The 14,765-nt window shown below is 63.4% G+C and carries 19 protein-coding genes; 6 read left to right on the plus strand and 13 right to left on the minus strand.

The genetic code is table 11. The annotated features are described in order from the left end of the window. Positions 1 to 66: 66 nt before the first annotated feature. The 11 genes from FHS92_RS13580 to FHS92_RS13630 all read right to left on the minus strand — a co-directional run bounded on the left by FHS92_RS13580 (position 67) and on the right by FHS92_RS13630 (position 6,865). Positions 67 to 750, minus strand: coding sequence for a glutathione S-transferase family protein (locus FHS92_RS13580; RefSeq protein WP_184081291.1), 684 nt, complete (start codon positions 748 to 750; stop codon positions 67 to 69). A gap of 27 nt (positions 751 to 777) precedes the next feature. Continuing rightward, positions 778 to 1,437, minus strand: a complete 660-nt coding sequence (gene yihA, locus FHS92_RS13585) for a ribosome biogenesis GTP-binding protein YihA/YsxC (RefSeq protein WP_343056739.1) — start codon at positions 1,435 to 1,437, stop codon at positions 778 to 780. Beyond that, a complete protein-coding gene (gene yidC, locus FHS92_RS13590; protein WP_184081293.1) occupies positions 1,434 to 3,152 on the minus strand; it encodes a membrane protein insertase YidC in 1,719 nt (572 codons plus the stop codon). The genes yihA and yidC overlap by 4 nt, the downstream gene beginning before the upstream one ends. Positions 3,153 to 3,199: 47 nt before the next feature. Beyond that, complete coding sequence (yidD, locus tag FHS92_RS13595; RefSeq protein ID WP_184081294.1) at positions 3,200 to 3,412, minus strand: membrane protein insertion efficiency factor YidD; 213 nt, start codon at positions 3,410 to 3,412, stop codon at positions 3,200 to 3,202. Then, the gene (gene rnpA / locus FHS92_RS13600; RefSeq protein ID WP_184081493.1) at positions 3,409 to 3,771 is read right to left on the minus strand and encodes a ribonuclease P protein component; all 363 of its coding nucleotides are present in this window, start codon (positions 3,769 to 3,771) and stop codon (positions 3,409 to 3,411) included. The genes yidD and rnpA overlap by 4 nt, the downstream gene beginning before the upstream one ends. Positions 3,772 to 3,851: 80 nt before the next feature. After that, a complete protein-coding gene (gene rpmH / locus FHS92_RS13605; RefSeq protein WP_184081295.1) occupies positions 3,852 to 3,986 on the minus strand; it encodes a 50S ribosomal protein L34 in 135 nt (44 codons plus the stop codon). A 139-nt stretch (positions 3,987 to 4,125) separates the two neighbouring features. After that, on the minus strand, positions 4,126 to 4,578 hold the full coding sequence (locus FHS92_RS13610) for an SRPBCC domain-containing protein (protein WP_184081296.1): 453 nt from the start codon (positions 4,576 to 4,578) through the stop codon (positions 4,126 to 4,128). A 9-nt stretch (positions 4,579 to 4,587) separates the two neighbouring features. Further along, positions 4,588 to 5,244, minus strand: coding sequence for a glutathione S-transferase family protein (locus FHS92_RS13615; RefSeq protein ID WP_184081297.1), 657 nt, complete (start codon positions 5,242 to 5,244; stop codon positions 4,588 to 4,590). Positions 5,245 to 5,247: 3 nt separating this feature from the next. After that, positions 5,248 to 5,721: a VOC family protein gene (locus FHS92_RS13620; RefSeq protein WP_184081298.1), complete on the minus strand. Its 474-nt coding sequence runs from the start codon at positions 5,719 to 5,721 to the stop codon at positions 5,248 to 5,250. Continuing rightward, complete coding sequence (locus FHS92_RS13625; RefSeq protein WP_184081299.1) at positions 5,718 to 6,497, minus strand: VOC family protein; 780 nt, start codon at positions 6,495 to 6,497, stop codon at positions 5,718 to 5,720. The genes FHS92_RS13620 and FHS92_RS13625 overlap by 4 nt, the downstream gene beginning before the upstream one ends. A gap of 11 nt (positions 6,498 to 6,508) precedes the next feature. After that, positions 6,509 to 6,865, minus strand: a complete 357-nt coding sequence (locus FHS92_RS13630) for a DUF1428 domain-containing protein (protein ID WP_184081300.1) — start codon at positions 6,863 to 6,865, stop codon at positions 6,509 to 6,511. Positions 6,866 to 7,009: 144 nt separating this feature from the next. Between FHS92_RS13630 and FHS92_RS13635 the strand changes: the two genes are divergently transcribed. From FHS92_RS13635 to FHS92_RS13645, 3 genes are all read left to right on the plus strand, one after another. Next, a complete protein-coding gene (locus tag FHS92_RS13635) occupies positions 7,010 to 7,645 on the plus strand; it encodes a winged helix-turn-helix transcriptional regulator (protein ID WP_246352008.1) in 636 nt (211 codons plus the stop codon). A gap of 57 nt (positions 7,646 to 7,702) precedes the next feature. Beyond that, positions 7,703 to 9,211, plus strand: coding sequence for a YifB family Mg chelatase-like AAA ATPase (locus FHS92_RS13640; RefSeq protein WP_184081302.1), 1,509 nt, complete (start codon positions 7,703 to 7,705; stop codon positions 9,209 to 9,211). Positions 9,212 to 9,348: 137 nt separating this feature from the next. Next, the gene (locus FHS92_RS13645) at positions 9,349 to 9,726 is read left to right on the plus strand and encodes an ExbD/TolR family protein (RefSeq protein WP_184081494.1); all 378 of its coding nucleotides are present in this window, start codon (positions 9,349 to 9,351) and stop codon (positions 9,724 to 9,726) included. A gap of 10 nt (positions 9,727 to 9,736) precedes the next feature. Here the strand turns inward: FHS92_RS13645 and FHS92_RS13650 are convergent, their stop codons facing one another. Both FHS92_RS13650 and FHS92_RS18675 read right to left on the minus strand, forming a co-directional pair. Next, positions 9,737 to 10,117 (minus strand): bactofilin family protein, encoded by a 381-nt coding sequence (locus FHS92_RS13650; RefSeq protein WP_246352009.1) that lies wholly within the window; start codon positions 10,115 to 10,117, stop codon positions 9,737 to 9,739. After that, entirely contained in the window at positions 10,104 to 11,294 is a 1,191-nt protein-coding gene (locus FHS92_RS18675; RefSeq protein WP_425506257.1) for a M23 family metallopeptidase, read from the minus strand. The genes FHS92_RS13650 and FHS92_RS18675 overlap by 14 nt, the downstream gene beginning before the upstream one ends. 447 nt (positions 11,295 to 11,741) lie before the next feature. Here FHS92_RS18675 and rpsL point away from each other — a divergent pair, with 447 nt between their 5' ends. The 3 genes from rpsL to fusA all read left to right on the plus strand — a co-directional run bounded on the left by rpsL (position 11,742) and on the right by fusA (position 14,764). Next, on the plus strand, positions 11,742 to 12,113 hold the full coding sequence (gene rpsL / locus FHS92_RS13660; RefSeq protein ID WP_106639566.1) for a 30S ribosomal protein S12: 372 nt from the start codon (positions 11,742 to 11,744) through the stop codon (positions 12,111 to 12,113). A gap of 15 nt (positions 12,114 to 12,128) precedes the next feature. Beyond that, positions 12,129 to 12,599 (plus strand): 30S ribosomal protein S7, encoded by a 471-nt coding sequence (gene rpsG / locus FHS92_RS13665; RefSeq protein ID WP_184081304.1) that lies wholly within the window; start codon positions 12,129 to 12,131, stop codon positions 12,597 to 12,599. A 92-nt stretch (positions 12,600 to 12,691) separates the two neighbouring features. Further along, on the plus strand, positions 12,692 to 14,764 hold the full coding sequence (fusA, locus tag FHS92_RS13670; protein ID WP_184081305.1) for an elongation factor G: 2,073 nt from the start codon (positions 12,692 to 12,694) through the stop codon (positions 14,762 to 14,764). The last annotated feature ends 1 nt before the right edge of the window (position 14,765 follow it).

Consider the following 14,765-nt stretch of genomic DNA (forward strand, 5'->3'; position numbering starts at 1 on the left):
CACCCTGGAAATGGCGCCACTTGAAATCCGTCATCGTTCCGTCCGTCCAATCTCCGCCAAGCATGCTCAAGCTTCACGATTTTTGCAACAGAGCCCGTGCTCGTACTGGTCGAGCACCCATTCTTCCTTCTGGGCTTCGTCCACCCATTGCCGCATCCACGGATGAGCCACCATCGCGTCGATATAGTCCCGCGCCGCGCCGCTCGAAGGGAGCTGATAGCCGGTGAAACGGAACACGACCGGCGCGAACATGATGTCCGCCGCGCCGAATGCGCCGAAAAGAAAGTCTCCGCCCTTACCAAACCGGCTGCGTGCGTCGGTCCACAGGGCGGTGATCCGGTCGACATTCTCCTGCACCGCCGCGCTCGGCGATTGCGCAGGAAAGACCTTGCGCACGTTCATCGGGCAGGCCTTGCGGAGCGGGACGAAACCACTGTGCATTTCCGCAGCGATTGACCGGGCAAAGGCGCGCGCGGCCAAATCCTGCGGCCAGAAACGGGTGCCGCCCGTGATGTCGTTCAAATAATCGACGATGGCAATGCTGTCCCACACCGGCGTGTCGTCGTTCCACAATGTCGGCACCTTGCCGCTCGAAATGGCGAGGTCGGGCTGACGTTTGCGTTCCGGCCATGCATCGTCGTACATCGGGAGCACGACCTCCTCATAGGGCAGCCCGGATTGCTTCACCGCGAGCCAGCCGCGCAGCGACCAGCTCGAATAGGCCTTGTTCCCGATAATGATCTTCAACATGTGCGGCCTCCTTACGATACGCGGCGGTTAATCCAGTGCCTCCAGCACCGCAGCGCGCAGCTCAGCAAGGCCCATGCCCTTCTCCGCCGACGTGGCGAGGATGTCGGGGTGGGCGGCGGGGCGCTTGCGGGCTTCCTCCTGCGTGCGGGCCGTCACGTCGGCCAGTTCGCTTGCCTTGATCTTGTCGGCCTTGGTGAGGACGAGACGATAGCTAACAGCGGCATCGTCGAGCATTTTCATGATGTCGCGATCGACGTCTTTAATGCCGTGGCGGCTGTCGATCAGCACCAGGGTGCGCTTGAGGACGGCGCGGCCGCGCAGATAGTCGTTCACCAGAAAACGCCACTGGCGGATGACGTCCTTGGGCGCCTTGGCATAGCCGTAGCCGGGCATGTCGACGAGGCGGAAGAGCGGTGGTCGATCCTCACCGGCTCCCACATCGAAGAAGTTCAGCTCCTGCGTGCGACCGGGGGTGTTGGACGTACGGGCGAGGTTGCTGCGGTTGGCGAGCGCGTTGAGCAGCGAGGACTTGCCGACGTTTGATCGGCCCGCGAAAGCCACTTCCTTGACGATCGGGTCGGGCAGGAACTTGAGGCCCGGCGCAGACTTCAGAAACGTGACCGGCCCGGCGAACACGCGCCGGGCTTCCTCGATCAGAATGTCGAACTCCGCGCTCGCATCGCTCACTTCACGATCGCCGGTTGCTGGAGCGCTGGATGGCGGCTGTAGAGCCATTTCTGCTGCGCAATGGTCAGGATGTTCGACGTGATCCAGTAGATCAGCAATCCGGCCGCGAACGGCGCCATCACGAACATCATCATCCACGGCATGATGCTGAAGATCTGCTTCTGCATGTCATCCATCGGCGCGGGGTTCAGGCGGAACTGCAACCACATCGTGATGCCGAGGATGATCGCCAGCACGCCGATGGCAAGGAAACCGGGCGGATTGAAAGGGATAAGGCCGAACAGGTTGAGGATGTGCAACGGATCGGGCGCGGACAAATCCTTGATCCACAGCACGAACGGCTGGTGTCGCATTTCGATGGTGAGCTGAAGCACCTTGTACAGGGCAAAGAAGATCGGGATCTGCAAGAACATGGGCAGACAGCCGGAGAAGGGATTGACCTTCTCCTTCTTGTACAGGTCCATGATTTCCTGCTGCAGCTTGACCTTGTCGTCCTTGTGCTTTTCCTGCAGCGCCTTCATCTTCGGCTGCACCGCGCGCATCGCGGCCATCGACGCAAACTGCTTCTGCGCGATCGGGAACATCAGTCCGCGCACCACAAAGGTGAGGCAGATGATCGCCACCCCGAAATTGCCGATCTGCGTGAACAACCAGTGGAGCAGCGCGAAGATCGGCTTTTCGAACCAGTAGAACCAGCCCCAGTCGATGGCGCGGTCGAACAGGGGAATCCCCGCATCCTGATAGGCTTCCAGCGTCTTCACTTCCTTGGCGCCCGCGAACAGGCGCGAGGTCTGCGTGATCGCCTGCCCCGGCGCGAGCAATGTCGGCTTCAGCGTGAAGTCCGCCTGATATTGCTCGCCCGCGCCCTTACGGAACTGGCCGTCGAAGCTCGCCTTCTGGTCAGGGATCAGGGCCGACAGCCAGTATTTGTCGGTAAAGCCCAGCCAGCCGCCCGTGGTCGAAAACACCTCGCTGGTCGGCGTCTTGTCGAGATCCTTGTAATCGGTCTTGTAGTTGGCCGAGCCGTTGAACACGCCCATCGGCCCGATGTGAATGGTCCAGCTGCTGGGATCCTTGGCGTGACCGGTGCGGCTGACATAGCCATAGGGGCGCACCGCGACCGCGCCGGTCCCGCCGTTCGTCACCTTCTGGGCGACGGAGATCATGTAGTTCTCGTCGACCGACAAGGCGATTTCGAAAGTCTGGCCCGCGCCGTTGTTCCAGCGCAGGGTGACGGGTGTGGTCGGCGTCAGCTTGTTCCCCTGGGCGGTCCACAGCGTGTTGGCGTCCGGCGCGCGGAGACCATCACCCGACCACCCGAAACCGGCGAAGAGCGCCCCTTCCGTGCCGCTGGGCGAAAACAGGCGTACCGACGGCGCATCCTTCGCTAGCGTTTCCTTGTAGGTCGGCAGCGTGATGTCGTCGATGCGTGCACCCTTGAGGGCGATCGAGCCGCGCAGCTTGGGCGTTTCGATGGCGATGCGCGGCGATTCGCCCAGCACCGCGTCACGGCTGCGGATCGGCTGGACCGAGGGCGTGGCGGGCGTAGTCGGCGCGGAGCCGATCGGTGCACCCGCTTGCGGGGCGGCCGTCTGCGCTACGGGAGTCGCGGGCTTGGTCGATCCAGGGAACAGCCGTTCCGCCACATAGGGCCAGCCGAACAGGATCAGCGCGGTCAGCACCATCGCCAACAGAATATTCCGCTTGTCGTCCACTGTGGAAAAACTCCCCGATCTTCGGTCTTCAGGTCTTCAATCGCCGCTTAGGGGACCGGATCGTGACCCGATCCGCCCCATGGATGGCAGCGCAATAGCCGTTTCGTCGCCAGCCAGCTACCCTTGATCGCGCCATATTTCTTGAGCGCGATAATGGCATATTGCGAGCAGCTCGGATGATAGCGGCAGGAAGGCGGCAAGACGCGGGACGGGCCGAGCTGCCAGCCCCGCGCGACCCAGATGAGCAGCTTCGCGATCATCGCCCGGTTCTGGTTCTCTGGCGCGGCGCGTTCTTGTGGTCGGGCCGGGCAATCTTGCGCAGCGCCTTTTCCAATTCTGCGCGCAGCGTGGCGAAGTCCCGCTCGACTCCGCCATCGCGCCCGATCAGCACATGGTCCGCACCGGCGATGCCCGCTCGCGGGAGGAGCTCACGCGCCAAAACGCGAAAACGGCGCTTCATCCGGTTCCGGACGACAGCGCCGCCAATCTTCTTGGTCACCGTAATGCCGATGCGCATTGCCGTGTCGCCATCGCCGCGCTCCCGCACCAGCAGGACGAAACCCGGCATCGGCTGGCGCTTGCCCCGGTTGCAGGCGAGAAAATCGGCCCGCTTGGCCAGGACGACCAAGGGCGGAGCCGCCCCAGGCATCATACCCGATTCGGACGCAGGCCCATCTGGACCTGCATCGCCGTTCAGGTTCAGGCGCTCAGGCTCTTGCGGCCGCGGGCACGACGGGCGCGCAGAATGGCACGGCCGCCCACTGTCGCCATGCGCGCGCGGAAGCCGTGGCGCCGCTTGCGGACCAGGTTGCTCGGTTGAAAGGTGCGCTTCATCGCTCATTCCTCAAAATCAATATCGAATCGGGCATGACAAAAAAGGGCCGCCAAACCCGGCAGCCGCTGTCAGACGGGTGCCGATAGGCAAAGGAGGCAATAAAGTCAACTGGCGGGGAAGGGCGGGGCGCAGGAATCGCTATGCCGCCTCGCACAGCGCCTTGAGCTGCGCGGCGCAGGCAGCCCAGCCGTCCTCGAAGCCCATTTCGGCGTGCTTTTGCGAAGCCTCCTCGCTCCAGTGGCGGGCGCTGGCGCGATAGCGCGTGCCGTCGCCCTCCGCCGTGACGCCCCATCGGCCGGTCATGAAGGGTTCCTGCGGTATCCAGCCGACTCGGAAGGCGTCTGTGGAAACCCAGTGACTGCCGGGCACGAATTCGAGGACGACGCCCTCCAGCGCATGCTCCTCTCCGGGATTGGGGCCGCGCAGAACCATGGCGCTCCGCCCACCGGCCCGCCAGTCGATCTCGATAATCTCGGTGCGCCACGGGCGGGGGCACCACCATTCGGCCAGACGCTCGGTCATGATGGACCAGACCTTTTCGGGCGGGGCGGCGATGTAGGTTTCAACGGCGAGTTCGTGGATGTCGGTCATGATTGTCTCCTAATCTCTGTCCGGCGCGCCGAGGGGAAAGAGGTGCCGATAGGGTCGGGCTTCCTCCACGCAGCGGGCGAACGACGGGCGGGCGAGCAGCCGCGCGCGATAGGCGCGCAGCGCGGCGAAACGTTCCTCGATGGGCACCGCCCAGTCCGCGTAGAACAGGGAGGGCGCAGCGGCGCAGTCGGCAAGGGTGAAGCGCGCGCCACAGGCCCAGTCCTGATCCCCGATGCGCTGGTCCAACCACGCGTAGATCCGATCGAGCATCGCCTTGGCCTGCGCCACGCCCGCAGGATCGCGGGCCTCCATCGGGCGCAGGCTGTCCCCCACGATCTGCTGCATCGGGGCCATGACATAATTATCGAACATCCGATCGAGCATCCGCACCGGCAAGGCGGCTTCGGCGTCGGCCGGGATAAGGGCGACCGGGCCGGGGTGCCGCAGCTGCAGATGCTCGATGATGATGGTCGCTTCCAGCACCGGTTCGCCCGCGTCGATCAGCACTGGAAACTTGCCGCTCGGGCTGAGCGCCTGAAGCCGCGCGCCGTTTTCCGGGCTGTCGGGGGAGAGCGGACGGTAGGTGAAGGGCGTCGCGTTCTCGTACAGCGCGATGAGCACCTTCTGGCAGTAGGACGAGAACGGGTGGGCGATCAGTTCCAGCATGGTCTATCCTCTTGCCGCGGTTTCGAGGGTGGCGATGTCGATCTTCTTCATCGGCGCCATGATCTTCGCGAACACCCGCGCAGCGACGGCGGGATCGGCCATCCACTCGTTCATGCGCGCCGGGACGATCTGCCACGACAGGCCATAACGGTCCTTGCACCAGCCGCACATTTCCGCATCCGGGTTCGCCGAGAGGGCGGACCATAGCCGGTCGATCTCATCCTGCGTTTCGCATATGGCCTGCATCGAGATCGCCTCGTTGAAGGTGAACATCGGCCCGCCGTTAAGCGCCGTAAAAGACCGCCCGGCCAGCGTGAAGGCGACCGTCAGCACGTCGCCCGCCGTGCCGCCCGGCCGATCCGTTGGCGATCGCGCGATGGCATCGATCCGGCTGTTCGGGAAAAGGTCGACGTAAAAGCGCGCGGCTTCCTCGCCATTTCCGTCGAACCAGAGGCAGGGGCTGATCGCAGTGATCATGACGCACGCATCCCGACAAAGGCAAAGGCCGCGCCCTGCGGGTCGAGCGCCTGCACGATCCATGCTCCGCCCGGGACTTCCGAAGGCCCGTGGAGGATGCGCGCGCCCTGTTCCTGTGCGCGTGCCAGCGCCGCGTCGACGTCCGCCACGCCGGTATAAAACAGCCAGCCGGTTGGCATATCGGGTGACATCTGCCGCATCATCGCGCCGCGTGCCTGACCGTCGATCGCGAAGAGCTGGTAAACATCTTCGCCACCCATCGGCATCGCGGTATCGGCGGTCCAGCCGAACTGGCCGTAATAGAAATCCTGCGCAGCGACCCGGTCGGGCGTGGTCAGTTCCGCCCAGACGAAGGTGCCTGGCGCCATAGGATCGGGTGTATCCCCGGAGGGTTCGCCGGTGGGAGCAAAAAGATAGAAAATGGCGCCCTGCGGATCGGCGAGAATTGCGAAGCGGCCCGTGTCGGTAATCTCGGTCGGACCCTTGTGGACCTGCGCGCCCGCCGCAACAGCAGAGGCCAGCGCAGCATCGAGATCGGGAACGCCGATATAGCCGAACCAGCCGGGCCGCGCCCCGTGCGCTTTGGCTTCGTCCGGAATGGCCATCATCCCGCCAATCGGCCGTCCGTCGGCCTGGATGTGCCAATAGGGCATATCCGCATCGGCGGGGTCGACAATCGTCCAGCCGAAGACAGCGGTGTAGAAAGCCGAGGCAGCCGCCACATCATTCGTCATCAGGTCGTGCCACACAAAGGGGCACGCTGCGGGTGCGGTCATCATGGTCCTCCTTATGCTGCCGTGTCGACGACCGTGGCAAAGCCACCATAGATCATGCGGGCGCCACTGAACGGCAATTCGCCATCGGGTTTCATCCGTTCGTCTGACATGACCTTCGCCATGCCCGCGTCGCGCGTCGCCTTGTCCGGCCACTCGATCCAGGAGAACACGACATGCTCGTCCGGTTCGGCGATCACGGCCGTGCGGAAATCATTGGTCTTTCCAGCCGGAATATCGTCACCCCAGCATTCCACAACACGCAGTGCGCCATGCTCCAGGAATATTGTCGACGCGCGCTGGGCCAAGGCGACATAGTCGTCTTGCTTGCCCTTTGGAACCGGAACGACGAAGCCATCCATATACCGCATTGCATTCTCCTCGAATCAGCTCTTGTTTCTCCTAGCATGCGTATTAAGTTATAAATCGCAACTATGAAGTTAGAAAAGATAACTGATATGGGTCCAGGCGGGCGGAAGCGTCGATATGACGATGGCTGTGCCGTTGCGCAGATCATGGATATTATTGGCGAACGCTGGGCGCTGATGATCATCCGTGAGCTGATTTTCGGTCCCAAGCGGTTTGGCGATATACGGGCAGGTCTGCCGGGATTAAGCGCCAATGTGCTGACCCAGCGGCTCGAAGCACTCGAAGCGGCCGGGATCGTGCAGCGCCGCAAGCTTCCGCCTCCTGCATCGGTGCAAATCTATGAGCTGACCGAATGGGGCGCCGAGTCGGAGATCCTGTTTCGGATCATCGGACGCTGGGCGGCGCGATCGCCGCTCCTGACACCCGCCTTCATGAGCGTGGCATCGGTGGTCCTTTCCATGCGCACGATGTTCGACACGGAACGCGCCCGGGATTTCGACGCCGATATTGGCTTTCGTTTCGGGGCCGAACATTTTCGCGCAACGGTGAAGGATGGCACCCTGACCATAGAACCGGGCGAGACGGACGGCGCGGATGTCGTGTTTTCCGGCGACCAGAACGCGCTTGTTGCGATGCTCTATGGCGGAGAAGCCCTCGCGCCCCTGGAATCCAGCGGCGCGGTAGGAGTCGAGGGCGATCCAGCTCTCTTCGCGCGGTATCTCACCCTGTTTCCCCTGCCCGAACAGGCCGTACCCGGAAATCTCCCTCGACAGCGCGCCTGACTCCCGCCATGGTGCGCCGGGGAACAAAGCGGGCACGAATGTGGGTGGGGGCAGGATTTGGTCGCAACAGTAACGACGGTCGCCTTTCTGGGACTGGAGGCGCGGCCGGTCGAGGTGCAGTGTCAGCTTGTCGCGGGGCTGCCGAACTTCATCGTCGTCGGCCTCGCGGACAAGGCGGTCGCGGAGAGCCGGGAGCGGGTGCGCAACGCCATCGCCGCCATCGGTCTAGCGTTGCCGCCCAAGCGGATCACCGTCAACCTTTCGCCCGCCGATCTGCCCAAGGAAGGGTCGCATTACGACCTGCCGATCGCGCTGGCGCTGCTGGGCGCGATGGGCGTGATCGATGCCGAAACGCTGAGCCACTATGTGGTGGTGGGCGAACTGGGCCTCGACGGCCGCGTGGCGCCCGTGCCGGGGGTCCTGCTGGCGGCGCTCCATGCGGGTGGGCGCGACATGGGGCTGGTCTGCCCGGCCGCGCAGGGGAGCGAGGCGGCCTGGGCAGGCACGGTCGAGGTCGTGGCCGCGCCGAGCCTGCTTGCCCTGCTTAACCATTTCAAGGGAACAGCGGCCCTTAGCCCGCCGCGCGCGGGAGAGGTGGCCGCGCCGGTGTCCGGTCCCGATCTGCGGCAGGTCAAAGGGCAGGAAACCGCCAAGCGCGCGTTGGAGATCGCGGCGGCGGGCGGACATAATATGGTGATGGTCGGGCCGCCGGGCGCAGGCAAATCGCTGATGGCGAGCTGCCTTCCCGGTATCCTGCCCGATCTCACGCCTGCCGAGGCTCTGGAAGTCTCGATGGTGGCGAGCGTGGCGGGGACGCTGGACGGTGGACGGATGACGCGCACCCGGCCGTTCCGCACGCCCCACCATAGCGCGTCAATGGCAGCGCTCGTCGGCGGCGGTTTGAAGGTGAAACCCGGAGAGGTGTCGCTCGCGCATCTGGGGGTGCTGTTCCTCGATGAACTGCCGGAGTTCAGCCGGGTCGTGCTCGATTCGCTGCGCCAGCCGCTCGAAACAGGAGAGATCAGCATTGCGCGAGCGAACGCGCATGTCACCTTTCCCGCGCGGGTGCAGTTGATCGCGGCGATGAATCCCTGCCGCTGCGGGCATCTGGGCGATGCGTCGCTCGCCTGTTCCCGCGCACCGCGCTGCGCCGGGGATTATCAGGCGAAGGTGTCCGGCCCGCTGCTCGACCGCATCGACCTGCATGTGGAGGTCGACGCCGTGTCGGCAGCTGACCTGGTCCTGCCTCCACCCGTTGAAGGATCGGCAGAGGTCGCCGCGCGGGTCGCGGGGGCGCGTAGCGTACAAACGCGGCGCTATGCCAACAGGGACGTGCGTACCAACGCAGAGGCGAATGGCGACCTGCTCGATGCCGTCGCAACGCCCGATGAGGCGGGGCGGCAACTGCTGGCTGATGCGGCGGCGGCGATGAAACTCTCCGCGCGGGGCTACACAAGGGTGCTGCGCGTCGCCCGCACCATCGCGGACTTGGCGGGCGCGGAAGGCGTGGGCCGTATCCATGTCGCCGAAGCACTGAGTTACCGAAGGCGCGCGCCGGGAGGGTAAGGCTCGGCCGCTTCTTTTAGGCCTAGCCCCGCTCGATGATTACTCTTGCCAAACGCTTACCCCTAGCCGATATTAGATCTGTTATAACATTACATTTGAGGAGAGGGGTGACGGGGACGCAGGTGGATACGGCGCTTATGGGGGACATGAACACCACGCCGTTGATTGACGTGATGCTCGTGTTGTTGATCATGTTTGTCATAACGATGCCGTTGCAAACGCATGCCGTGAAGATGGACCTTCCGTCAGGACCGGGCGTCACCGTCAACAGCACCAAAAATCTGCTGACCCTTGATAGCATGGGAACGCTCCGCTGGAACGGCGTACCGATCGACCGGCTGATGCTGCGGTCCTATCTGCAGCAAAGTCTGAGCTTGCCGGTCGAGCCCGAACTGCAGTTCCAGCCCACGGCGGATGCTCATTATGTCCATGTTGACGGCGTTATGGCGGACATCAAGCGATCCGGAGTTAGCAAAGTCGGATTTATCGGCAATGAGCACTATCGGTCGTTTTGACGCAGATTGCTCAGCCCGAAATCAGCTTCAATTCGCCCGTCTGCACCCCGCCCTTGTGCGTAAAGCGGCCATCGACCTGGCCGCCGGGCGCTATCGAGATGCTTTCATAGGTCACGTCGCCGGTAATGCGTGCGCTGTGTTCGATGACGAGGGTCTGGGCGGTAATCGAACCCTCGACATGGCCCGCGAGCGTTGCCGATTGCGCGTCGACATGGCCCTTGATCCGGCTCTCCGCGCCTTGCACCAGCGACGCGCAGGCGATGTCGCCATCGACCCGGCCGTCGATATGCAGGTCGACCGATGCGGCGATATCGCCGGTGATCGTGACGTCAGCGCCGATCACCGAGAAGGTCGCGCCGCGACCGCCGCCGGACCCTTTAGGCGCCGACATTGCGGATGCGGACGTTGGCGATGCGGCTTTTCGCGACTTGCTGGACCTGGAGAACATCTTGTCTCGCCTCCAAAAAGCGGCGCGGGTTGATGGGTGCGCCGTTGACCCGGACTTCGAAATGCAGATGCGTGCCGGTCGACCGGCCGGTCGAGCCCATGCGGGCGATCGCCTGACCGCGCGCAACGTCCTGTCCCACGCGCACGCCGAAGCGGGAGAGATGCGCGTAGCGGGTCATGATGCCGTTACCGTGGTCGACCTCGACCACATTGCCATAGCCCTGCCGTCCGCCGACATAGCTGACGCGCCCGGCGGCGGCGGCCAGAATGGACTGGCCATAGATGCCAGGAAAGTCGACGCCGGCATGAAAGGCGGGGGCTCCGGTGAACGGGTCGCTACGATAGCCGTAGGAGCTGGTCAGCATCGGTGATCCCGTCGGCTGACCGGAGGGGATCGAGACCAGCCCGAATTCTAGGGCGTTCAGGCGAGCCAGGGATGCCGCCAGCGACAGGAAGGCCGGGTCATTGTCCTGCGATGCGGTGTTCCAGGGGATATAGGGGCCGCCCTGCGCCTGCTTCGCCGTGCGCGCCGCGATCTGCGCGGGGTCGAGCCCGAAGCTGCGAATGGCGGCTTCCACCTTGGCAGCGCGGGTATCGACCAGCGCCGCGAGCTGGCGGGCAAAATGGCTCTGGCGGACTTCCAGCGCGCGGAGCTGCGGCGCACCCGGAAGGGCGCTGCTGATTTTCTTTGGAGCGTCCTTGGGAGCGGCGGGCGCGCCCTGATCGTCCTTGCCGACGACCGCGCCCTTCCAACCTGCTCCTCCGAACTGGCTGCGCACCATATCGTCGAGCATGTCCTGCCGCCGGTCGAGATCGGCGGCGATGTCGCCAACCGAGCGTTTATAGGCATCGACCTTGGTCGCCTGCGCCGAAATAGTGCGGGCCTTTGCGTCCATTGCGGCGCGTTCGCCGGAAACCAACAGCTGGTTCCATGCCATGGCGAGCGTAGCGGCAGCCCAGACAAGCAGCGCTGCGCCGACAATCGCCGCCGCGAGGACCTGCATTCGGCTGGTGATTCGCACGAAGCGCACCTTGCCGTCCGAGCGTAGGAAGATTTCCCGCTCCGCAAACAGCATGCGTAGCCATGCGGCCACTGCAGCCTTTTTCGTGCTATGTCTGATTGCCACCCGAGTTCCGTTTTTTCATTGCGGCCGTTGAGCCGACCAAGCGCATACCCAAGGGCATGCGACGAATCGAATCCGCCCCCGCGGACTCCTGCCGAGTCGAAGCGGGAATGCGACGAGTTGAGTGGAGAGTGTATCAGACGGATCGAATTTTCGATTCGGTCGCTTGCGACTCGGGGGCATCCGGCGACGGGCAGACCCGGCGCCTGCGATCCGCTTGACCGGCTGGGCGGACGCCTGTATAGGCGCCCCTGCCTTGCGGCCAGTTACCAGAAAATTCGCGTTTTCGGTCGCCGATTGCGGGCAGTAATGAGCTTGAACATTGCCGGCCACTCTTTTGCGGGTCCAGGGGGTCATTTCGACCGCCGGGACCATTGTTGTTGACATCAACATCTGTGCTTTGGGGCGGCTCCGGTAAAGTAACTAGTAAAGGTGAAGGGCTTCATGCCGACAATTAACCAGTTGATCCGCAAGGGTCGCGAGCCGCAGAAGGCGCGCTCGAAAGTGCCCGCGATGGAGGCCAACCCGCAAAAGCGCGGCGTTTGCACCCGCGTCTATACCACGACCCCGAAGAAGCCGAACTCGGCGCTCCGCAAGGTGGCCAAGGTCCGTCTGACCAACCAGCGCGAAGTCATCAGCTACATTCCCGGTGAAGGTCACAACCTTCAGGAACATAGCGTTGTGCTGATTCGCGGCGGTCGCGTCCGCGATCTTCCCGGCGTGCGATACCATGTGCTGCGCGGCGTGCTCGACACGCAGGGCGTTAAGGATCGCAAGCAGAGCCGTTCGAAGTACGGCGCGAAGCGTCCGAAGTAAGGGGAGACCAGAACCATGTCACGTCGTCGTCGCCCCGAAAAGCGCATCATCCTGCCCGATCCCAAATTTGGCGATCAGGTGCTTTCCAAATTCATGAACAGCGTGATGCTGGACGGCAAGAAGGCCGTTGCGGAACAGATCGTCTATGGCGCTCTCGAAGTTGTCGAGAACAAGGCCAAGAAAGACCCGATCCAGATGTTCCACGACGCGCTCAACAACGTCAAGCCGGGCATCGAAGTGCGCAGCCGCCGTGTTGGCGGTGCCACCTACCAGGTTCCGGTGGAAGTCCGTCCGGAACGCGCTCAGGCGCTCGCCATTCGCTGGCTGATCACCGCTGCGCGTAACCGCAGCGAGACCACCATGGCCGCCCGGCTTTCGGGCGAGCTGCTCGATGCGGCGAACAATCGCGGTAACGCGGTCAAGAAGCGTGAAGACACGCATCGCATGGCCGAAGCGAACCGCGCGTTCTCGCATTACCGCTGGTAAACAGTCTCTAGAGGGTCGGGGCCGATTGATGGTCCCGGCCTTCCTCATATCCTCGTTCCAACCGCCGCGAAGACCGGCAACGGAGAAGTATCATGGCCCGCAGCCATCCGCTCGAACGCTATCGCAACTTTGGCATCATGGCTCACATCGATGCCGGCAAGACCACGACGACCGAGCGTATCCTTTACTATACCGGCAAGTCGTACAAGATCGGCGAAGTGCATGATGGCGCGGCGACGATGGACTGGATGGAGCAGGAGCAGGAGCGCGGGATCACGATCACGTCGGCTGCGACCACGTGCTTCTGGAACGACCATCGCCTGAACATCATCGACACGCCCGGCCACGTCGATTTCACCATCGAGGTGGAGCGTTCGCTGCGCGTGCTTGACGGCGCGGTCGCCGCGTTCGACGGCGTTGCGGGTGTGGAGCCCCAGTCGGAAACCGTGTGGCGCCAGGCGGACAAGTATAAGGTGCCGCGGATGTGCTTCATCAACAAGCTCGACCGCACCGGCGCCAATTTCTATTATTGCGTGCAGACGATCATCGATCGCCTGGGCGCGACTCCCGCCGTTCTTTACCTCCCCATCGGCGCGGAGAGCGATTTCAAGGGTCTGGTCGATCTGGTCGAGAACCGCGCGATCATCTGGAAGGACGAGAATCTCGGCGCTGAGTTCAGCTACGAGGAAATCCCCGCTGATCTCGCTGACAAGGCGGCCGAATATCGCGAAAAGCTGATCGAACTCGCCGTCGAGCAGGACGACGAGGCGATGGAAGCCTATCTCGATGGCAACCTGCCCGATGTCGCGACGCTCAAGGCGCTGATCCGCAAGGGCACGCTGGCCCAGGCGTTCGTGCCGGTGCTGTGCGGCTCGGCCTTCAAGAACAAGGGTGTGCAGCCGCTGCTCGACGCCGTGGTCGACTATCTGCCCAGCCCGCTGGACATCGAGGATGTGCAGGGCATCAACCCCGACAACGACCAGCCCGACAGCCGCAAGACGGCCGACGACGCGCCGTTCTCGGGTCTCGCGTTCAAGATCATGAACGATCCGTTCGTCGGTTCGCTCACCTTCCTGCGCGTCTATTCGGGCACGCTGACCAAGGGCACCTATCTGAACTCGGTCAAGGACAAGAAGGAAAAGATTGGCCGCATGCTGCTGATGCATGCCAACAGCCGCGAAGATATCGACACCGCCTATGCGGGCGACATCGTCGCGCTGGCCGGTATGAAGGAAACGACCACCGGGGATACGCTGTGCTCAGAGCGCCAGCCGATCATCCTAGAGCGCATGGAGTTCCCTGAGCCGGTCATCGAGCTGTCGGTCGAACCCAAGACCAAGGCCGACCAGGAAAAGATGGGCATCGCGCTCAATCGTCTCGCCGCCGAGGATCCGTCCTTCCGTGTGTCGACCGATCATGAGAGCGGCCAGACCATCATCAAGGGCATGGGCGAACTTCACCTCGAAATCCTTGTCGACCGCATGAAGCGCGAGTTCAAGGTCGAGGCGAATGTCGGTGCGCCGCAGGTGGCCTATCGCGAATATCTCGCGAAGAAGGTCGACATCGACTATACCCACAAGAAGCAGTCGGGCGGTTCGGGCCAGTTCGGCCGCGTGAAGGTGACGGTCGTTCCGGGTGAACGCGGCACCGGCTTCCAGTTCTTCGACGAGATCAAGGGCGGCAATATTCCGCGTGAATATATTCCGTCGGTTGAGAAGGGCTTCCGTGAAACGGCCGAGACCGGGTCGCTGATCGGCTTCCCGATCATCGACTTCGAAGTGCACCTCACGGACGGCGCCTATCACGACGTCGACTCGTCGGCACTGGCGTTCGAAATCTGTGCACGCGGCGCGATGCGCGAAGCGGCGCAGAAGTCGGGCATCAAGCTGCTCGAGCCGATCATGAAGGTCGAGGTTGTGACCCCGGAAGAATATCTGGGCGATGTCATCGGCGACATGAACTCGCGTCGTGGGCAGATCCAGGGCACAGACACCCGCGGAAACGCACAGGTTGTCGAGGCGATGGTGCCGCTGGCCAACATGTTTGGCTATGTTAACCAGCTGCGTTCGTTCACGCAGGGACGCGCGAACTATTCGATGCAGTTCTCGCATTACGACGAAGTGCCGCAGAACGTCGCCGAGGAGGTGAAGGCCAAGCTGGCCTGAT

Source organism: Sphingobium subterraneum, from assembly GCF_014199435.1.
In the GTDB taxonomy this organism is placed as follows: Bacteria; Pseudomonadota; Alphaproteobacteria; order Sphingomonadales; family Sphingomonadaceae; genus Sphingobium; species Sphingobium subterraneum.